Annotated in this window: 12 protein-coding genes and 9 pseudogenes; 11 read left to right on the top strand and 10 right to left on the bottom strand. The window is 67.7% G+C overall.

Annotated elements, in window-relative coordinates; all coding sequences use genetic code 11:
- A pseudogene (locus tag AB0915_RS31870) lies at positions 1-300 on the top strand (hypothetical protein); the annotation flags it as partial.
- A 144-nt stretch (positions 301-444) separates the two neighbouring features.
- Here the strand turns inward: AB0915_RS31870 and AB0915_RS31875 are convergent.
- Positions 445-1,203, bottom strand: a pseudogene (locus tag AB0915_RS31875) (recombinase family protein); the annotation flags it as partial.
- A 180-nt stretch (positions 1,204-1,383) separates the two neighbouring features.
- Here AB0915_RS31875 and AB0915_RS31880 point away from each other — a divergent pair.
- The 6 genes and pseudogenes from AB0915_RS31880 (at position 1,384) to AB0915_RS31905 (ending at position 4,945) form a co-directional block, all read left to right on the top strand.
- On the top strand, positions 1,384-1,887 hold the full coding sequence (locus AB0915_RS31880) for an N-acetyltransferase (RefSeq protein WP_366694386.1): 504 nt from the start codon (positions 1,384-1,386) through the stop codon (positions 1,885-1,887).
- Positions 1,888-2,124: 237 nt separating this feature from the next.
- Complete coding sequence (locus AB0915_RS31885) at positions 2,125-2,703, top strand: hypothetical protein (RefSeq protein ID WP_366694387.1); 579 nt, start codon at positions 2,125-2,127, stop codon at positions 2,701-2,703.
- 45 nt (positions 2,704-2,748) lie between these two features.
- Positions 2,749-2,871: pseudogene (locus AB0915_RS31890) on the top strand (lamin tail domain-containing protein); the annotation flags it as partial.
- 83 nt (positions 2,872-2,954) lie between these two features.
- Positions 2,955-3,266 carry a hypothetical protein gene (locus AB0915_RS31895; RefSeq protein ID WP_366694388.1) on the top strand — a complete coding sequence of 104 codons (312 nt, stop codon included), beginning with the start codon at positions 2,955-2,957 and terminating at the stop codon, positions 3,264-3,266.
- 169 nt (positions 3,267-3,435) lie between these two features.
- Positions 3,436-3,945: a DinB family protein gene (locus AB0915_RS31900; RefSeq protein ID WP_366694389.1), complete on the top strand. Its 510-nt coding sequence runs from the start codon at positions 3,436-3,438 to the stop codon at positions 3,943-3,945.
- Positions 3,946-4,030: 85 nt separating this feature from the next.
- Positions 4,031-4,945: an IS982 family transposase gene (locus AB0915_RS31905; RefSeq protein ID WP_366694390.1), complete on the top strand. Its 915-nt coding sequence runs from the start codon at positions 4,031-4,033 to the stop codon at positions 4,943-4,945.
- 182 nt (positions 4,946-5,127) lie between these two features.
- On the opposite strand, the gene AB0915_RS31910 is transcribed toward AB0915_RS31905, so the two are convergent.
- Positions 5,128-5,823 carry a tetratricopeptide repeat protein gene (locus AB0915_RS31910; RefSeq protein ID WP_366694391.1) on the bottom strand — a complete coding sequence of 232 codons (696 nt, stop codon included), beginning with the start codon at positions 5,821-5,823 and terminating at the stop codon, positions 5,128-5,130.
- Positions 5,824-5,916: 93 nt separating this feature from the next.
- Between AB0915_RS31910 and AB0915_RS31915 the strand changes: the two genes are divergently transcribed.
- Positions 5,917-6,501, top strand: a complete 585-nt coding sequence (locus AB0915_RS31915) for a DinB family protein (RefSeq protein ID WP_366694392.1) — start codon at positions 5,917-5,919, stop codon at positions 6,499-6,501.
- 75 nt (positions 6,502-6,576) lie between these two features.
- Here the strand turns inward: AB0915_RS31915 and AB0915_RS31920 are convergent, their stop codons facing one another.
- The 3 genes and pseudogenes from AB0915_RS31920 to AB0915_RS31930 form a co-directional block, all read right to left on the bottom strand.
- On the bottom strand, positions 6,577-7,116 hold the full coding sequence (locus tag AB0915_RS31920; protein WP_366694393.1) for a hypothetical protein: 540 nt from the start codon (positions 7,114-7,116) through the stop codon (positions 6,577-6,579).
- A 208-nt stretch (positions 7,117-7,324) separates the two neighbouring features.
- A complete protein-coding gene (locus tag AB0915_RS31925; protein WP_366694394.1) occupies positions 7,325-13,036 on the bottom strand; it encodes a ThuA domain-containing protein in 5,712 nt (1,903 codons plus the stop codon).
- 360 nt (positions 13,037-13,396) lie between these two features.
- Positions 13,397-13,570 (bottom strand): annotated as a pseudogene (locus AB0915_RS31930) (ATP-binding cassette domain-containing protein); the annotation flags it as partial.
- Between the two features lie 209 nt (positions 13,571-13,779).
- Here AB0915_RS31930 and AB0915_RS31935 point away from each other — a divergent pair.
- Entirely contained in the window at positions 13,780-14,937 is a 1,158-nt protein-coding gene (locus AB0915_RS31935; protein ID WP_366694395.1) for an ROK family transcriptional regulator, read from the top strand.
- Between the two features lie 164 nt (positions 14,938-15,101).
- Here AB0915_RS31935 and AB0915_RS31940 read toward each other — a convergent pair.
- Positions 15,102-15,281 (bottom strand): annotated as a pseudogene (locus AB0915_RS31940) (transposase); the annotation flags it as partial.
- Positions 15,282-15,428: 147 nt separating this feature from the next.
- Between AB0915_RS31940 and AB0915_RS31945 the strand changes: the two are divergent.
- Positions 15,429-15,590, top strand: a pseudogene (locus AB0915_RS31945) (sigma factor); the annotation flags it as partial.
- A gap of 92 nt (positions 15,591-15,682) precedes the next feature.
- Here AB0915_RS31945 and AB0915_RS31950 read toward each other — a convergent pair.
- From AB0915_RS31950 to AB0915_RS31965, 4 genes and pseudogenes are all read right to left on the bottom strand, one after another.
- Positions 15,683-15,811, bottom strand: a pseudogene (locus AB0915_RS31950) (transposase); the annotation flags it as partial.
- Positions 15,812-16,586 (bottom strand): annotated as a pseudogene (locus tag AB0915_RS31955) (IS701 family transposase); the annotation flags it as partial.
- 102 nt (positions 16,587-16,688) lie between these two features.
- Positions 16,689-17,576, bottom strand: a complete 888-nt coding sequence (locus tag AB0915_RS31960; protein WP_366694396.1) for a serine protease — start codon at positions 17,574-17,576, stop codon at positions 16,689-16,691.
- A 289-nt stretch (positions 17,577-17,865) separates the two neighbouring features.
- A pseudogene (locus AB0915_RS31965) lies at positions 17,866-18,045 on the bottom strand (alpha-ketoglutarate-dependent dioxygenase AlkB); the annotation flags it as partial.
- A gap of 178 nt (positions 18,046-18,223) precedes the next feature.
- Here AB0915_RS31965 and AB0915_RS31970 point away from each other — a divergent pair.
- Positions 18,224-19,808, top strand: a 1,585-nt coding sequence (locus AB0915_RS31970) for a peptide-N4-asparagine amidase (protein WP_366694397.1), incomplete at its 3' end; no start/stop codon positions are given.

Here is a 19,808-nt window from a genome sequence, read left to right on the forward strand (position 1 = left end):
CTCGGCCACCGCCGGAAGCGGTGGCCGAGCACGGCCAACCCGCACCTGCTGGTCAACAGCAAGACGGCGATGGGAACCAGCCGAGTGAGCAATCACTGGATCAGCGCGCCGATGCGCGGCCAGAAGGCGACCTTGGAGAAGCTCCGCGTCGACCGACAGCTCGAAGAGGCCATGGTTCAAGGACCTGACCCCCTCCACCTCGCTGAGGTGTTCGGCCTCCACGAGAAGACCGCCATGCGCTACGCAGACTCCGCACGGGCCCTGCTGGAACAGGCAGCCGAGACCGACCCCGCGAGTTGACCCCGAACCCACGGGTCCATCCCCCAAAATCAGGGCGCCGCACCCTCAGGTTCGTAGTGAAGAACCTTCAGTTTCCGCGAACTCGCGGAGGTCAACGGCCTCGGGGAACATCGGTACAGCGGTTGGCGCTGAGAACGATCATGGTCAGGGCGTGAGGGTGCTGACGCGGCTCGCGTACTCCCGGCGGGCCTTGCGCTGGGCCGGAACCGCCGGGACGCCCTCGGCGCCGTCGAGCGGCTGGCAGCGGGCGAGGAGCCCGCGGTGCACGGCGGGCACGGTGCTGACGCGCAGGGTGTAGCCCTGGCCGCGCCGTACGGCCACGCCCTGGTCGAGCGCGGCGCGCTCGGCGGGCCCCAGCTCGGTGGTGCGGAGGAAGTGGGCTACCTTGCGCGGCATGTCGAGGGTGACGGGCAGTTCCGGGGCTGGGGCGTCCTCCTCGGTGGCGGTGTGGTCGGGCAGGAGGTCGGCGACGGCCGTGCGGATCGCGCCGCGGCTGACGCCGTGGTCGCGGGCGAGGGCGGCAATGGAGCGGCCCTCCAGATACGCGGTCCGCACGGTGTCGGTCTGGTCGGCCGCCACGGCGGGGCGCCGTCCGGCCTTGCTGCCCTTGGCCTCGGCGGCCCGCAGCCCGTCGTAGGTCAGTTCCCGCTGGAGGTCACGCTGGAGTTCGCCGGCGGCGAGGGTCTGCACCATGAACTTCACCGTGGACAGCAGCTCGCCGGTGCGCGGGTGGCGGGCGGTGAGGTCCATCGCGGAGAACGCGCCGTCGTGGATGCGCAGCGCGACCTGGTCGCGATGGAGGACGTCGAGCACGTCGAGGATGTGTCCGGTGCCGCGCACGAGGCGGAACATCTCGGAGATGTGCACGGTGTCGCCCGGCCGCGCGTAGGTGAGCAGTTCGCGGAACTTCGGGCGCTGGAGGGGGTGGAGGCGGCTGGAGGTGCCGCCGTACTCCTCGAAGACGCGCGAACGGGAGTCTCGATCGGGTGATCGCGGGCACTGCCCGGTATGAGAGCAGGGCCTGGCGGTATACGGGGAAAATCCAGGGGAGCGGACGGCCGCGCGCTGCTACGGTCGGGCGCTATGAGCTGGCTCCCCGATGACTTCGTCCATCCGGTCCTGGTACCTCTGCCGGGCAGTGGTCATCACCTGCGGCCGATCCGGGAGGCGGACACCCCGCTCGACTATCCGGCTGTGATGGGTTCGCGCGAGCGGCTGTGGACCATCTTCGGCCCTGCCTGGGGCTGGCCCGCGGCCACCATGACCTACGAGGCCGACCAGGCCGACCTGTTGCGGCACGAGAACGAGATCGCCGCACACCAGTCTTTCAACTACGCGCTGTTCGACGCGGCGGAGACAGCTCTGCTCGGCTGCGTCTACATCGACCCACCGGAGAGGGCCGGCGCGGACGGCGAGATCTCCTGGTGGGTGGTGGACGAGCTGGTGGGCAGCAAGGTCGAGCAGGCCCTCGACGAGCTGGTGCCGCAGTGGATCGCCGTCGACTGGCCGTTCGAGCAGCCGCGCTTCCTCGGCCGCGAGATCTCCTGGTCGGACTGGCTCGCCCTGCCGGAGCACCCCGACGCGTAAGTAGCTTTTGTCGTAATGCTCTGGGGACTTGGTGCTCGAACGGCCGTCTCGATTGGGCCCGACTCATGCAGCCGCATCGACGGCCGCCCGGCTCTTGGTCCCGTTGTCGGCTGCTCGTCGCTCAGGTCGACGAGGAACCGGCGGATTCACCTCAAGGAGTGGTTTGACCACATTGTGCGATACGTGCTGCTTGGTGCAGTCGTTTCCACGACTGCACCGAACAGAAGCGGAGGATGTGTGTTCCAGAACAGGAAGCGACGTGCAGGGGCTTATGCCGCCGCAGTGGCTATCGGCGCAACGGCCGTCATCGGAAGCGTGAGCCTCGCTGAGGCCCAAACCACAGCGAAGGCGCCGGTGACAGGGGTCAAGGTCGTCGAGGGCCCGGAGGCCGGCGAGAAGCATCCCTCCGTGGCGGTGTGCCCCGAAGGGATGCGGGTGCTCAACGGCGGCTACCGCTCCGTGACGTGGGGTGATACGGACGCTGTGATCATCAACGCCCCCATGGGCGACGGCAGGGGGTGGGCCGCCGCACAGATGCTTGGAAAGGTTCGCGCCCGTGCCGTGTGCGTCCCTGAGGACCAGGCACCGCGGGTGGCGGTCGGTCCGCGGAGTGAAGCAGGCGGCGACTCCGAGGCCCACTGTCCCACGGGCACCAAAGCCATCGGCGGCGGCTACGTCTCCCACGGCTGGTCTCAGAGCAGCATCGGCGGCCACAACATGGACGCCGTCAAGATCAGCGCGCCCACGAAGAACGGCAACGGCTGGTGGGCGAGCCAGCAGAGGGGCTATATCGAGGCCAGGGTCTTGTGCAGCTGACCCCTGCCACGGCCGGGTGTACCGGAGACCACGGCTAATGAGGACCGCGATACCCGCACCGATCTCTACCAGGACCGCCGCGACTACGTCAGGGACAACCGCTCCGACACCGCGAACCTGCGCAACGACCGCAGCCGCGTCATCGACACCGATTCGTGGGGCCGCCACGGCCGCTGGCCCCCGTCCTGCCGACGCCCCATCCCCCGCTCGTCCACAGCGGAGGGCGGGGCGTCCCGCATGCTCCCGACGCGGTGGCCACGCTGCTACTGCGCCGCGGGGACTCAGCTGCGGCGGCGGGCGCGCTTCTCCGCACGGGCACGGGCCAGGGCCGCGCGGTACGTCTGCTCAGCCTCGGAACGGGCCACGGGCATGTCCAGGTACCGGCGTTCCTCCACCTCCGCCAGGTGGACGTGCTCGGGCTGCCGGGCCGACCAGCGGCGCGGCTGCTCCTGCTCAGGGCCGCGGCTGTTCCAGCGGTCCAGGCCCCACCGGTCGGTGAGTTCGGCGCGCTCCGTCTCGGCGGCCAGCTTCGCCTCGGCGGCCAGCTCCGCCTCGGCGGCTAGATGATCGATTCCAAGGGGTAGCTGTGTTGCGGGTGACTGATGAGCTCTGCCGTTCCTGTGACTGTCGGCTCCTGGGGTGACAGCCGGGCCAGCGGACTGCCCTTGTCTGGGGGCAGCCGACGGCAGCGGATACTGGCCTGGATACAGGCACGGACGAGGAGCAATGCCAGTGACCAGCGACAATCGCATAGGGCCGCCCAGTTTTGGCAGCGAACGGGACATGCTGCGGGCTTTCCTCGACTACCACCGTGCGACCCTCGCCATGAAGTGCGAAGGGCTTACCGACGAGGAGCTGCGGCGGCAGTCGATGCCGCCGTCGACGCTTTCGCTGCTCGGTCTGGTGCGGCACATGGCGGAGGTGGAGCGTGCTTGGTTCCGCCGGGTGTTCGAGGACAACGATGCGCCCATGGTCTGGTCCGACAAGATCGACTTCCAGGCAGCATACGACGCGCGCCTGTCAACCAGGGACGAGGCGTTCCTAGCCTGGGAGGCCGAGGTCGAGAACTCGCGCCGCGTCGAGCGAGAGGCTGAGTCCCTGGATGTGGCCGGGCACCAGCCGAGATGGGGCGAGGATGTATCGCTGCGGATGGTGATGGTGCACGTGCTTCTGGAGTACGGCCGCCACAACGGGCACGCGGATTTTTTGCGTGAGGGTGTCGACGGGACCGTAGGCGCCTGAGCCCGCAGGAGCCATGGATCGCACATGCTGATCCATTCCAGAAAATCGCCTGCGCGCATGGGAGATGGGAGTCCAACGTCGTTGTGTGAAGACAGAGTTGGACTCCCTCGCGACCGCACTCTATGTAATGACCGACGACCTACTGATGGATTCGCCGCAATTCGGGCCGTGGCGCCCGGCAGTGGGCATATCTCCGCAGCTGAGCGACGCGGAGCTGGTGACCTTGGCGATGATGCAGGCCATGCTCGGCTATACCTCCGAGGCCCGGTGGCTGCGGCATGCCCGCGCCCACCTGCGGCACCTGTGCCCCTATCTGCCCCAGCAGCCCGGCTACAACAAGCGCCTTCGCAAGGCGGCCGGGCTCATCCGGCGCGTCACTCGTGCCTTGGCGGTCGACACCACGCTGTGGAGCGACGACGTGCGGGTCGTGGACTCCACGCCGGTCGAGTGCGGCCGGTCCCGCGAGACCGTCAAGCGCTCCGACCTGGCCGGACGGGCCCAGTACGGCTACTGCGCCAGCCACAGCCGGTTCTTTTGGGGACTGCGGCTGCACCTGGTGTGCACCCTGCACGGCCTGCCCGTCGCCTTCGCCCTGACCGGCGCCAAGGCTGACGAGCGCGAGACCCTGCTGGACCTGCTCGCCGTCGAACCGCAGCTCATCGACGAGCGCCCCGGCCAGACGCTGATCGGTGACAAGAACTACTACGGCCGCGAGTTCGAGCAGCAACTGGCCGCGCTGGACGTCCGGCTGCTGCGGCCGGCCCGTAAGGGCGAGCCCGAGCGGGTCGGCGCGAACCTGTTCAAGCCCCTACGGCAGGTGATCGAGTCGATCAATGAAACCTTCAAGGGGCAGCTCGACCTCGAACGACACCGCGGCCGCACACCAGGCGGAGTGGCTGTCCGCGTCCTGCAACGCGTCCTCGCGCTCACCGCCGCCATCTGGCACAACGACCACACCGGCCAACCAGTCATGCGGGCACTGACCGCCTATGACCACTGAACCCCTTGGAATCGATCATCTAGGGCCGGGGACGTACGGACCGGTGTCCCGGGTGCCGACGTGCAGCGGTGCTGGCACGTCGATGCTGGCCGAGGCAGCATGGACCAACCGAAGTGCTCAGGTGCCAACTCCGATGCTCAGCTCAGGATTACCTTCACCGCGGTCACGTTGCGAGCCGGCCGTCAGCCGAATGGGTCTTCGGGTTCGGTGCATCGGCTCCGAGCCTCCCGCGCTTCGCGTTGAGCGGATACCGAGGGGAGGGACGCGATGGCCTCGGTGGGCCGGCCTTGCCTGATCAGGAACTCTGCCAGCGCGCAGCGCCCATCGGACGCGGCAGACGAGCGAAGTACAGCGAGCGCCTCGTCCACGCGGCCGGCCTCTTCCAGCAGCGATGCGAGCATCACATCCCTGTTGTACTCCTCCGGCGGCACAGCTGCGGCCTCCGCGATGGCCTCTTGATGGCGCCCAACCTTCGCCAGCAACATCAGCCGCGTCGACCGGACCGAATGGAGGTGCTCTTTGACGTACTCCGCGCTGCACTCATCCAGCAGCGCAAGAGCGTGTTCGGGCCATCCGTCCTCGACCAGCAGGTCTATGGCCCAGTCGAGGTGGTTGCCGCAGTCGTAGTACTCGAACGTGGGCCGGCCAACCTCGACTGCCTCGTCGATCCGGCCTTTTCGCGCCAGGAGCCGCACGAGGGTGCTGCGATGACCGGAGTGGTCGGTGGCATCGATGATCTTGCGCAGGACGATCTCGGCCTCCTTCTCCCGGCCCGCATCGTCCAGCGCCCCGTTCGGCCCTACGCCCTCGCGGCCGCCAGAGGCCGGCGACGGCGCCGCTCTTGGCCCCGAGGCAGTGCTGTCCGTGAGCGTGAACAACGGCGGCCATGGCTAGGCCTCGACTCTGCCAGTCGTTGCGGACCATGTACGGGATCTTGAGACCACGAGCAGCCCATGGCAGGCTCATGCCGCATGATCGATGAATTCGCGAAAGACAACCTGCACGGGAGACTGCGGCGGGACCGCAAGGCGCTGCTCTGGAAACTCGACGGCTTGTCCGAATACGACCCCCGCCGACCTTTGACAGCGACCGGGACCAACCTCCTCGGCCTGGTCAAACACGTGGCCACCGTCGAGGCCAGGTACTTCGGCGAGGTCTTCGACCGCCCTTCCCCGGAACCGCTGCCCCGGTGGCAGGACTCCAACGGCAGCGATCTGTGGGCGACCGAGGACGAGACCCGCGATCAGATCATCGGGTTCTACCGGCGCACGTGGGAACACTCGGACGCGACGATCAACGAGCTTCCCCTCGACGCCCCCGGCCACGTGCCGTGGTGGCCGGAGCCTTATGCCGACACGAACCTGTTCGCCGTCATGGTCCATGTCCTCGGCGAGTCCATCCGGCATGCCGGGCACGCCGATATCCTGCGCGAAGGCCTCGACGGCCGGACCGGGTTGCGCGCCGAACACGAGAAGCAGATCGACGAGGAAGCCCGTGCAGCCTACTGCGCGAAGATCGAGCAGGCCGCCAGGACGGCCGCACCAATCAAGGCTTAGTGGTCCGGTCCGGAAGTCCTTCGGGGGTTGACAGCGGAGCAGTTGCGGTGCTTGGTGTCCCGGCTCGCCAAGCCGTCACCGTGCCCCCCGCCACCGAGCGGTGTCGAGGAACACGATCGCCCCGGTCGACCAGGTGAAGATCGCGTCGGCGCGCTGCCGTACGGCGAGGGCCACCACGGTCTCGCGGGTGGAACCGGTCAGTGCCCGCGAGGTCGCGTATGTGTCGACGGTGGTGGTGATCTGGCGTACGGCGGAGGCAAGGCTCGACCTTGCCACGTTGGTAGCGGTCTCGCCGGAGGGTGGATCGGCGAAGGCCTCGACGGCTGCGGTGGCCGCACGCCGCCAACCCACGACGTCGGCGGAGGTCACCGCAGCGGGTCGGGTGCTGCCGTCAGCGGGCATGGCCCGGTCCAGGCCGTCGAGCACAGGGACGAGCCGGTCGCAGGTCGTACGGGCCAGCTCGGTAAGGGCCTTGATCTGCTCCTTGTCCCGCTGGGCGGCCTCGACGCGAATCCGGTCGGCCGTCCGCTCGGTCGAACTCGCCCGGGTTCCGGCGAACACCAGGCCGCCGACGAGAAGCGCGCCGAGCGTGAATGCGGCCGCGAGTGTGAGCACCCGACCTCGGGTCGAATTCCGGACCACCGTCGGTTCCCTGCGTCGGCTGATGATGCCCACCTCCTGATGAACGTTGGACGCGTGTACTGATGAGAGCGGAACGGGGCGGGTGCCCCGCGGCAGTTGTCGCGGGGCACCCTGGTCGGTTCAGCGGGGTGCCGGGGTTCCTTTCGGTCGCCCGGCACCTCTTCGGGGTCGTGGCCGGTGGTCAGCCCTTCGGCGTGCCGCCGTACTGAATGATCAGTGCGTCGGCGTCGCGGAGGAGCGTGGCCCGGACCTGGTCGTCGGAGACGTTCTTGTCGTCGTTGACGAAGGCCTTGAACTTCTCCAGCTCATCGATGGTCTTGTCGTTGGACTTGTCCTTGTTCTCGGCGTCGATCGCGCCGTCGAGCCTGCCGTGGAGCTTGTGGGCGCCCAGCGGGGTGAGCTTTCCGGTGCTTTCGAAGCGGTCGATCAGGGTCGCGATGTCGGCCGTCGAGGTGACGACGGTGAACTTCACGGTCTGCTCGGTCCGGTTGCCGGCCTTGTTGACGGCGGTGACGCTGAGCGTGTGCTTGCCCAGGCCGAGCTCGTGCAAGGCCAGGACCGTGCCTGAGGTGAACGGCTTGCCGTCGAGCGTGCCGCTCACCGACGCGATCCCGGACCCGGAGTCGACGGCCTGCCAGCTGATGGCCAGGTCCTGGCTGTCGCCGTACTTCTCGTCGGCTGCCACGCCGGAGACAAACACGGTCGGTGCCTTCGTGTCGATCTTGGCCGTGACGGCCTTGATGTCCTCCACATTCCCGGCCTTGTCGGTCGAGCGGTAGCGCAGCTCGTGCTGCCCCTCGCCCGTGATCGTGACCGTCGCGGTGTACGGCGTCCAAGGGCCGCCGTCCGTGGAGAACTCGGTCTTGGCCACGCCGGACGTCGCGTCCGTCGCGGTCAGCGTCACCGGCACCGCGCTGTTGTGCCACCCGTCGTCGTTCGCCGAGGCGAACTTCGCGGTGGTCATCGGCGCCGTCGCGTCCACCTTGACCGTGAGGGTCTTGGCGTCCTCGACGTTGCCGGCCTTGTCGGCCGAGCGGTAGGCCAGCGTGTGCGAGCCGTCGCCGTAGACGATGACCGGGCCGGTGTAGGACGTCCAGTCGCCACCGTCCAGCTTGTACTCGGTACGGTCGACGCCGCTGCCCTTGTCCTCGTCGGCGGCGGTCAGCGTGGCTGTGACCGGACCGGTGAACCAGCCGCTGTCCGGCTGTGCCGGGTCGGTCTTCGCGGTCGTCACCGGCGGCGTCTTGTCTTCTTCGACCGCCGGAGTGAGGTGGAAGTAGTCGAACTTGGCCGTCTTCGACGCTGTCTGGTTGACGCCGAAGGCGTAGAGTCCGACTCTCGCGTTCGCCGAGACGACGTCGTTCTTGACCGGCGTCGGGTTGCCGTTCGACGCGATCTCGGTCCATGTCTTGCCGTCGGCGGAGTAGTAGCCGTGGAAGGTGTCGCCTTCCTTCTTCAGTCGCAGCCAGGCCACGCCGCTGGTGAGGTTGCTGACCGCAGGCTGCGGGTTCTGGACCACGTCGCCGATCTCGCTGCGCAGCTCGAGCCGCCGGGCGACGGCCTCCCCGGGCTGGTTGTCGGTGACGAAGTCGAACTTCACGTAGTTGGCGTCGTCCTTGTAGACGATCAGGCCGGCCTGCTGGTACCGCTCGTTGAAGGCGCTGCCGTCAACCTTGGTCTCCAGCGTCCAGTCGCCGGCAGGCGCCTTCTGCACGATGAAGTTCTTCGGGTTGCTGTTGTCGGTGCCGTAGATGTCTCCCTTGGAGGTGTCGATCTCCAGGTTGCCACCGGTCACCCGCACGGCCGAGGGGTCGTGGCGCACGATCGAGTCCCAGCGGCACTGTTGGAGAGTGGTGCCGTCGAACTCGTCGTTCGGACCCGGCTTGGTCGCCGTGTCGTCGGGGGTGATGTGGAACCAGTCGAAGTGGGCGTCGATCACCGGGCGGTTGCCGGTCCCGGTGATGGCGAACAGGCCGATCTTCGGGTTCTTGATCCCGGCGAGCTGCTTGGTCTCCGGCATCGCGGTGAAGTTGATGCCGTCCGCCGAGTAGTGCGCGGTGAGGTTGGTGCCGTCGCTGATGAACCGTACGTACACGGTGTCGGGGTAGGCGTCCCCGAGTTGGGCCGTGTTACTGGCCGTCACCTCCTTGGGATCGCCGTTCTCCTCGCGGATGAACTGGAAGATACGGTTGGCGTGGTTGTCGGTGCCGCGGCCCTGCAGCACCATCTTGGCGTAGTTGTCGTCGTCGCCGTACAGGATCAGGCCCGCCTGCTGGTAGGCGTCGCGGGCATTGAGCGTGACCTTGGTGGTGGCCATCCAGGCGCCTGACGGCGCCGGCTGCACGACGATGTTCGGCGAGCCGCTGTTGGATCCGTAGATGTCGGTGTTCGACGTCGGGATGACGAGCTTGCCGTCCGCGACCTTGAGGTCCTGGTTCTCCCGGATGACCGACCAGCGGTCATGGTTGAGCTCAGTGCCCAGGAAGTCGTCGGAACGTCCGGTCAGGCAGAGCGTGTTCGACGCGTCCACCTTGATTGAGATCTCCTTGGTCGTCGCCGCGCCCTTGGTGTTGGTCACGGTGACCGCGGCGGTATACGTGCCCGGCGCGACGTAAGTGTAGCTCGCGTTCGCGGTTGTCGACTGCGGGGCTCCCTTCACCCCGAAGTCCCACTTGTAGGTGAGCGGCAGGTTGTCGTCGGGGTCGGTGGCCGACGCCGTGAAGTCGACCTTCAGCGGCGCGGTGCCCGAGGTCCGGTTCGCCGACGCGGTCACCACCGGGCGCTGGCTGTCGGTGACACCTTTGCCGATGAAGTCGACCCAGTTGGCATTGATCAAGAAGGCGTCGTCGCCCGCGCTCGCCGGCTTGCGCACGACGAAGTACAGCGGGCCGCTGTCGGTCGACGCGTTGGTCAGTTTCGTCGTGACATCGACGTACTTCTGCCAGCCGCCGGTGCCCGGCACATCGGCCGTCCCGAGCAGCTTCCCGTTCTCCGGGTCACCCTGCCGGACCTGCACAGTCCCACCGGAGTTGTTGGAGGCCACCCGCAGCCGGACCGCGTCCATGTTGGTCAGGTTCACCGGGTCGAACGACCACCAGTCGCCGTCCCGGATGTACCCGATGTTCCGGCCGCCGCCCAGCGGGTCTCCGGTGGTCTCCATCTGTATGCCATGGGGGGTGGTGGCCTTGCTGTCCTTCACCCGGCCGGTCGCCGAGAAGTGCTCGGCCTGCTTGTGCTTGGGCTGCAACATGACCTGACCCCGCCCGGTCAGCGGCTTGGCCCCGCCGGCGGCGCCGTGGTCGGTGTAGCTGGCCTCGATCGCGTAGAAGAGGTTCTCGTCGGCGCCGTGCCCGCCCTCGTTGGTCTGCACGATGCCCTCGCAACCCTTGAGTTGGTCGAGGGGGTGACCGTGACCGTCATGGCCGAGGATCGCCTGGATCTGGACCTCGTTGCAGTCGATCTGGCCGTCCTCGGGGTCGGTGACGGTGACCTTGAACTTCACCTGGTCGCCGAAGTCGAAGAATCCGCCGTTCGGCGGCAGGTCCACCTTCACGGTGGGCCGGGTGTTGCCCGCGGTGATCGTCACACTGGCCTTGGCGGTCATGCCGTCGTCGTTGGTGACGGTCAGGACCGCGTTGTACTCGCCCGCCTTGGTGTAGGTGTGCATGGGGTTGGCGTCGGTCGTGCCGTCCGTGCCGTCACCGAAGTCCCAGGCGTAGGTGAGCGCCTTGCCGTCGGGGTCCTTGGTCCCCTCGCTGGAGAACTTCACGGCCAGCGGCAGCGGACCGTCGGTCTTGTCCGCCGAGGCGCGGGCGACCGGCGGCCGGTTGCCCTTGACGTACTCGATCCGGTAGACACCCGAGTCGGCGTTGTCACCGCCGAACCCGGACCCCCACTCGATCAGGTACAGCGCACCGTCAGGGCCGAACTTGATGTCCATGGGCCGCTTGAAGCTCATGGACTTGAGAATTTGGTTGATCTTGACGAGCTTGGTGGTGTCCTCATTCAGCTGGAACGAGAACATCTTGTTGGTGTTCCACTCGCCGAAGATCGCCTTGCCGTCCCAGTACGCCGGCCACTTGACGTCCGACTTCAAGTCCGCGTCATACCGGTAGACCGGGCCCGCCATCGGCGCACCGCCCTGCAGTTCGGGGAACTGGTTCGGGTCGGTGTTGTAGTGGTACCAGACCGTCGCCGGGATCGCCGGCGGCAGGTTGGTCAGCCCGGTGTTGTTGGGGGACTTGTTCACCGGGGCGGCACAGTTGAACGCCGATCCGGACTTCTTGGTGGCGAAGTCGTACTCGATGTACGGGTTGTTGGGACCGGTGCAGTAGGGCCAGCCGTAGTTGCCCGGCTTGGTGATCAGGTTCCACTCCACCGTGTTCTCCGGACCCCGCGTGGCGCTCGGAGACCCGGCGTCAGGGCCGTAGTCAGCGACCATCGGATTCCCGGTCTTCGGGTCGAGGCCGATCCGGAAGGGGTTGCGGAAGCCCATGCTGTAGATCTCAGGCTTCGTCTTCGCCGTCCCCGGAGCGAACAGGTTGCCCGCCGGCACGCTGTAGGTGCCGTCCGCTTCAGGGTGGATCCGCAGCAGCTTGCCACTCAGGCTGTTGGTGTTGCCCGAGGTGCGCTGCGCGTCCCACGCCTCACGGCCCGGCTGCTCATCGATCGGGGTGTAGGAGTCCGAGGCGAACGGGTTGGTGTTGTCGCCCACAGCCAGCCACAGATCACCGGTCTTGCGATCCATCAGCATGCCGCCACCGTGGTGACAGCACTCGGCCCGCTGCACCGGCACGTCGAGCACCTTCTTCTCGCTCGACATGTCGAGCGTGTCTCCCGTGACCGTGAACCGGCTCAGCCGGTCCACGGTCTCGCCCACCGGGGAGTGGAACAGGTACACCCAGTGGTTGGAGTCGAAGTCACGGTCCAGCACCAGCCCGAGCAGCCCGCTCTCGTTGGCGGTGAACACGTTCAGGTGACCGGCCGTCACCGTGCCGCCAGTCGGCTTGACGACCTTGACGTCGCCCAGCCGGTCGATGTAAAAGACCCGGCCGTCCTTTGCAATGTCCAGCATCATCGGATTCGACGTCTTGTTGTCGAGGGTGACCTTCTCGAAGCTGGCGCTCTGCGACGCCGCGCAGTCGGCCTTCACCGCACCCGCCGCGGTCTTGATGCCGCCGAGGAGCATCTTCAGGAACTCCGGCTCGCTGAAGCTCTCCTTGGTGTGACCGAGCCCCGTGTACCACGAACGGCCGCCGTCGTAGTCCTGACACCACGTGGTCGGGTGGTCGATGCCCATCGTGCCGCCGTTGTAGGACTTCTCATCCATCGACTGCAACACGTGCACGGTGCCACGAGGGTTGGCCTGGTAGTCATACCACTCGTCGTTGCGCTTCCACGATGTCGGCAGACCCTCGGTCGCCGGGTGCGCCGGGTCCTCGACCTTGACGGTGGCGTTCTGGATCGCCGGGTGCGACTTGAAGTACCCGCCGACGAGCTTGCCGTACCACGGCCAGCTGTAACCGCCGTCGGAAGCGGCGTGGACGCCGGCGAAACCGCCGCCGTGCTGGATATAGCGCTGGAAGGCGTCCTTTTGGTCCTGCGTGCCCAGCGGGTCGCCGGTCGTGGACATGAAGATGACGGCCTGGTATTGCGCCAGGTTCTCGTCGGTGAACGCCGCGCTGTCCTCGGTGGCGTCGACCGCGAAGTCGTGTTCCTGGCCGAGCTTCTGGATGGCGGCGACGCCGTCAGGGATCGAGTCGTGTCGGAATCCGGTGGTCTTGGAGAAGACGAGCACCTTGAAGGCAGGTGCCGCAGTAGCGGCGTGCGCCGGCGATGCCAGTGCCGCCGGGGCGACCATCGACAGGATGGGGAGGACGAGGGCAAGGGCCATCGTCGCGGCTATGTGACGTAGGGTTCGAAGTCTGTGGGCCACAACCGTTCCTCTGGGGCTCGGGGGAGTGCGGACTCATCGGGCCGATTGCTGATTGGGGTGCGCCGGGGTGCTGTCAGCGTCAGCGCCCCGCCCCACGTTCTGGGGTCGTCCGGCCGCAGATGCCGGGACGGGGTCGGGGGTCCCCTCGTCATGCGCTACGGGGGTCTCTTGCCGGGACTGAGGGACACCCTCAGTGGATGGCTCCTAGTCACTCGCGGTTAACGGGGCGAGCAATCGCAGGAGCTTTACGTGCATGGACGGCCCCTCCCACTGCGGTCCGACATCGCCGGACCACGGTCCATCGGGCCACGGCGCATTGCCGCGGCCACGGAACTCACCGCCGTCCGCCTGGTGCACGCCAGCGAGAACCTTGATCAGAATTGACTTTCCGGCACTGTTCCGCCCGAGCTCCCCGTGCACCTCACCGGGCAGTATCTCCAGGTCGACGCCATCGAGCGCTCGGGCCCCGGGGAACGTCTTGACGCCCTACACCCGCAATCGCGGCACGGTCATGTGGTTCCCCAGGGTGAGATCCATGTCAGATCCATGTCGGATGAGCTTTGTTTAGTCGCTGAACTTAGAGTGGGAATGTGGCAGTGTCAACACCTATGAAGGGTGGAGACTCGGCAGGTCCCGGGAACAGAGAAGGCATGGCCAGTCCGGCTCGGCAAGAAAGTCTGCGGACGCGAAATCTGTCGCTGGTGCTCAACCAGATCGCCGGCGCGGCGGAACCGGTGTCGCGTGCCGACGTGGCAGCGGCGAGCGGACTGACCAGGGCCACCGTCTCGGCTCTGGTCGATGTCCTGATCGAGGGTGGTCTGGTCGGCGAATTGGAACCACGCAAAACCAGGCCGACGGGCCGCCCGGCGACCGGATTGGTACTCGCCGACGATCGAGCGGCCGGACTCGGGCTGGAAATCAACGTCGACTACATTGCGGCGTGCGTCATCGACCTCGCCGGAGGAAGCCGTTACCAGGAGGTTGTACAGCAGGACCAGCGGGGACGGACCCCGCGCGAGGTGCTGAGCACCGTCGCCGACATGGCCGCGACCGCGATCACTGCGGCCGAGAGGCTGGACTTGACCGTGGCCGGTGCGGGCGTGGCCGTTCCCGGACTGGTCGACAAGGGGCTGCTGCGCCTGGCACCCAACCTCAGCTGGCGCGATGTCCACATCTCGTCTCTGCTCGCCCGGACCGGGGCTTTGGACGGGCTTGCGATCACGGTCGACAACGAGGCGAACTTCGCCGCGCTGGGCGAACTGCGCATGGACCGGGGTGCCGCGACCGCCGATTTTCTGCATGTCTCGGGCGAGATCGGGGTGGGCGCCGGCATCGTCATGGGCGGTGCGCTGTTTCGTGGCGAGCACGGCTGGAGCGGTGAGATCGGGCACATGGCCGTCGGGATGGACGGACCACCATGTCAGTGCGGCGCCCACGGCTGTCTGGAACAGGTGGCCGGCCAAGAGGCCATCTTGCGGGCCGCCGGACTCCCCCTGCGGGCCGCCACCTCGATGGGGGGACAGTCTACCGTCGGCCGCATCGTGCAGGCGGCCGAGGCGGGCCATTCGCAAACCCTGGCGGCGCTCAGGCGGGCCGGCCGCGCCCTCGGCATCACGATCGCCGGGGCCGTCAAACTCCTCGACATCGGCTGCGTCGTGCTCGGCGGCATCTATGCACCGCTGGGGCCCTGGATCCAGCCAGAGGTGCAGCGTGAGGTCGATCTTCGGGTGCCGTCCTCATCCTGGTCCCCGATCCGCGTCAGGATCTCGCTCGCGGGCACCGACGCCTCCGTGCTCGGGGCCGCGAGCTCGGTCATCCGGGCCATCATCGATGACCCGTCCACATGGTTGCGCAGATAGAAATCGAAAATTGACGGGAAACGCCGCCGCACGATGGCGGAGTCGATTCGGAACCAGCCAGTCGATGTCCCCGGCCGCGTCCGCGCGGGACTGGATCTGCCGGAGGGCTCGGGTGAACACGCCGTCCAGGGCGTGGGGGCAGAAGCGGGTGTACACCGTCTCCACGACCCCTGGTGTTCCGGCAGGTTGCGCCAGGAAATCCCGGTACGGATCTTGTAGACCATGCCGCTGATGACCTGCCGGTTCGCCATACGCGGCCGGCCCGTCGCAGCTCGCGGTATGAGCGGAGTGAGGAACTCCCACTTCCGGTCGGTGAGTTCATGGCGGCGTATCACAGCCACCATGAACCACCATTCGATGATCTTTGAAGTCGGACCCTGACGCCGAGCCAGGCTGACGACGGCGATGCCATGGACCAGGCGAAGCGCCGGAGCGGTGATCGCGGCTGCGACCCCTGCAACGACTGCCGGATGGGCAGATCGATCAACAGCGCGTGCGAGGACGCCGTCCGGGAGGCGCTGTTGGCCGCCGCCCTGCAGTGGCCCGAGGCCGGGGTGCCGGACAGCCCGCGGGGCTGGCTGGTGACCGTCGCCTCCCGCAAGCTGGTCGACCAGGTGCGCAGTGAGGCGGCGCGTCGCCGCCGTGAGGACGCTTGCGTGTCCAGCACCACCAGAGTCGGGTCCTCTAATCGGCGGGCCCGCTCACGGACCTGGCAGCGCAGGAGTTCATGGATGACCTGGTCGGTCCCGTCGTCCCGCCACGCGGCGAAGTAGTAGTACGTCGCGCTCTTCGGCGGCAGGTCGTGCGGGAGGTAGGCCCACTGGCAGCCGGTCCGGCTCTGGTAGAGGAGCGCGTTCACGATCTCCCGCATTGTGCGGGCCCAGTCGTAGATCCGCTCGCCGTGCGCGCCCTGGCCGCCGGAGAGCCGCTTCCAGCGCTGCCGGGGCAGCGCGGCGATCAGGTGGTCGACGCGTTCCTTGCCCCAACGCGTGGTGATCACCGTGTCGTTGACCTTGGTGGCCATCACGTGCGTGATCCGGCGCTGTTCCAGCCAGGACCGGGTGTGTTTGACCTGCCCGTATGCCTCGTCCGCGGTCACCCACGCGAAGGGCACCCCGGCGTCGATGACGCGTTGCACCATCTGGCGGAAGTGTTCGTTCTTGGTGGCGAAGGGCACCTCGTCGGCGATGCCGGCGGCCCCGGCAGCGGTCCCGGCCATCGGTCCAGGAGGCCGGGAGGTACAGCTCGCGGTCGATCAACGCCCGTCCCCGGGCCGAGGCGTAGGCCAGGAAGGTGCCGATCTGGCAGTTCTCCGTGCGTCCTGCGGTGCCGGACTGCCGCTGCACCCCGGCCGACTTGGTGCCTTTCTTCAGGAAGCCGGTGTCGTCGCAGATCAGGACTCCGTCCGGGCTGCCGATGGTCTCCACGACGAAGTCCCGGATGTCGTCACGGACCGCGTGCTCGTCCCAGTCGGAGAGGTTGAGCAGACGCTGGATACCGTCGGGGCGGAGCTGGCCGACCTGCTCGGCCAGGGTCCATCCGTTCTTCTTCTCCAGCGGCGCGATCAGCCCCTGAAGGTAGTCCAGCGCCTGCAAGCGTGGCTCGAACCTGCCAAAGCGGTGGGCGAACCGGGCAAGCAGCCCGGCTATCCCCTCCGACCACGACGCGACCTGCTCGACCGTCAGCTCATCAGCACACAGTCATACCAACGACAGTCAGTCTTGATGGTCACCCCAGATGCGGTTGCAGTACTAGGCCTGGGGCTCGGGGAGTTCACATCCCTTGCGGCCCAGGTCGAGCTTGCTGCCGTCGACGACGCACGGCACGATCCCGTAGGTCTCCTGCGCGTAGCGCGTGCCGTGGCGGACGGTGATGAGCCCCTTGCGGTCGACCTCGCAGGGGTTGTTGAGCGTGCACTGCTCGCCGTCCTCGTTATGGGTGTTGTTGACGGCGATCACGCGTCCGGTGTGGTCGTCGATCACCGGGGAGCCGGAGGTGCCGCCGATGGTCTGGCACTCGGGCGTGTAGCGCACCGAGTCCTTCCAGGTCCACCAGTACTCCTTGAGCTGGTCCACGAACCCGTCGACGGAGCACTTGTACTGCTTCTTCCAGTACCCCGACGTCACGGTGATCTCGGTGTTCTTGCGCGGGTGGCGCGGGTCGAGCAGCAGCGGCCGTACGTGGTACTTGCTCTCGATCTCGGCGTAGGTGGTGGTCGTCCGGTACAGCGAGATGTCGGTGTCGGTCATCGTCGCGTACGAGATCTGGTCGGCCTGGAGCGTGCCGAGCACCCCGGCGTCCTCGTCGAGGAGCTTGAACGTGCGGGTGGACGGCCGGTCCACGATGACCTGGCCGGCCTTTGGAAAGCCGCCCTCGATGCAGTGCCCGTTGGAGAGCACGAGGGCGGGGTCGTCGGGCTGTGACTGCGGGGTGCGCACGACGGAGCCGGAACAGTTGCTGAGCGCGACGGTGCCGGCGAACGTGACGGGCGCGTCGTTCGGTCTCGCGCGGGTGCCGGCGTCCCCGCCCGCGGTCCCGGCGACGGCTGGTGCCGCGCCCGCGCCGACCAGGGCGAGCGCGAACGCCACGCCGGTGAGCGCCTTGCCGATCCTCGGTGAGCGACGTGTCGTACGTGTCATCGGTGCTGCGGGTGACATTGGGTGGAGCCCCCTTGCCGACGCCGGGTGTGACGTCTGTAGCCGATGGTTGCCGTGCGCATTCTTCGGTGCCGACGGGCTGCGGGACAAGGGGTGGGATCAAGTCCGTGTCCCCTCACGGTCCGCGGGCGCGGAGGACGCGGGCACGGGCCGGGCCCGGTGCACATGCAGATCCGAACTCGCGCTCGGGGTCGGCGACTTGGTGTTCACCCAGGTCACGTCTGCTCCGGCGGGGTCGTCGGGGCGGCGGGCGGGGGGGCCGGGTGCCGGCTCAGCGCACCCCGTACGGCCGGAACTGGGGGCTGATCCTGGGCCCGGCAGCCCGCGCCGACTTGGGGATCGCGCGTTCCCAGGTGCGCTGGCAGGAGCCGCCCATCACGATGAGGTCGTCATGCCCGAGGGCGCTGCGCACGGTCGGCCCGCCGCCCCCGACGGGGCGCAGCAGCAGGTCGCAAATCTGCTTGACGTCCCATGGAGCGCTTGAGGGGTGGCGAGTGATGAAACCGCGCAAGGTTCGCGTTCCGCCGGAGTTCGCAACAATCGATTTTTCCGCACGAGTGCACAGATCACGACAAGATCGATCATTCGCCCCTGGCGCACTTGTTCTTCCCGCGCTTCACTCCTGACTCATGAAACGACAGATCACGTCCATGCTCGCCGGACTGGTGCTGGCCGCCGGATCGGCGTTCGGCGCGGGCCCGGCGGCCGCGGCCGAGCCGGTTCCCGTGGAGTTCGGCACCGACTGGCACGACCCGCTGACCGCGGCGCCGGCCGTCGAAAAGCCCGACACCCGATCCTGCGAAGTCATCATCGCAGAGGCGCAGTTCCGCGATTTCACGCCGTACAGGGGAAGTTACGCCCCGCCCAAGGAGTGCGGAGACCGCTGGAGCAAGGTGGTGCTGCGCCTCGACGGAAAGGTGAAGGGCCGTCAGTACGACCGGCTCGGCTACCTCCATATGGGCGGCGTCGAGGTGTTCCGTACGTCTACGCCCGAGCCCTCCGTCGACGGGATCACCTGGTCGGTGGAGAAGGACGTCACCCACTACAGCGACACACTGCGCCGCGAGCAGCCCGTCGAAATGCTCATCGGTAATGTCGTCGACGAGACATACACCGGCGTCATCGACGTCAAGGTCACGCTGACCTTCTATGCCGCGAAGGGCAGTACGAAGGCCGCCGAAACGCCCGACAAGGTGGTCCCGCTGAAGGGCGCCACGCTGACCACGCCGCGTAACTCCGAGCGTATCGTCGCCGAGGTGTACGCCACCGGATCCGGCGGCGGCTGCGAGGAGTACTGGTACCTGACCGTGCCGGACGCCGCGTCCTACTCGTGCAAGGCGGACAAGGGTCCGTACCGCGAGGTGCAGGTCAAGGTCGACGGCCAACTCGCGGGAATCGCAGCACCGTTCCCGAACGTGTGGACCGGCGGCTGGTCCAACCCCTTCCTGTGGTACGTCGTTCCGGCGCCGCGTGCCTTCGACGTGAAGCCGATCGAGTACGACCTGACGCCGTTCGCCGGCATCCTCAACGACGGGCGCGAGCACCGCGTCGAGGTGTCGGTCGCGGGCCTGCCCGAGGGGCAGAGCGGCTGGAGCACGCCCACGAACGTCCTCGTCTGGCAGGACGAGGGCAGCGAGCACGTCACCGGGGCGCTCACGAAGCACGATCAGAGTGATCTTTCCAACTCGACGACGATCACGCCCGGTTCACTGAACCGGCTCGACACCAAGGGTGGCCACCGGCTCACCGTCGCCGGCCATGTGAACACCTCGCACGGGCGCGTCGAGACCACCGTCTCGCGCACCCTCGCCAATACCTCAGTCCACCACTGGACGGAGGACGAGAACACCGACGGGCTCACGTCACGCTGGGACGACGACGAGACGGTGACCGTGGACGGCCGCGGCCCGGCGCGGGTCGCGCACATCCATCGCGTCTACACCATGGACGGCGAGACCACGATCGGCACGGACAACCGGCTGCGCACCGTCCTCACGCTCGGGGACCGCGCCGACACCTCGGTCGTACGCGCCGGCAAGCGCATCTCCTGGTCGCGGCTCGACGACACGTACACCGGCGACGCCACCTGGACGCTGGGTGTCCCGCGTGACCAGCGCCATGCCGTCGGCACGTCGAGCGAGCGCTACCGGCTGGACGGGTCGGAGGGCTGCTACGACCGCACACTGCGGACCGAGCAGGGCATCCTGACGGAGG

Origin of the sequence: Streptomyces sp. NPDC048411 (assembly GCF_040704695.1) — a bacterium.
In the GTDB taxonomy this organism is placed as follows: Bacteria; Actinomycetota; Actinomycetes; order Streptomycetales; family Streptomycetaceae; genus Streptomyces.

What these genes read in the sequence shown, in the direction of transcription:
- AB0915_RS31925 (WP_366694394.1), bottom strand. Translation starts at nt 13,036, where the DNA reads ATGGCCCTTGCCCTCGTCCTCCCCATCCTGTCGATGGTCGCCCCGGCG.
- AB0915_RS31960 (WP_366694396.1), bottom strand. Translation starts at nt 17,576, where the DNA reads ATGACACGTACGACACGTCGCTCACCGAGGATCGGCAAGGCGCTCACC.
- AB0915_RS31880 (WP_366694386.1), top strand. Translation starts at nt 1,384, where the DNA reads ATGAGCTGGCTCCCCGATGACTTCGTCCATCCGGTCCTGGTACCTCTG.
- AB0915_RS31915 (WP_366694392.1), top strand. Translation starts at nt 5,917, where the DNA reads ATGATCGATGAATTCGCGAAAGACAACCTGCACGGGAGACTGCGGCGG.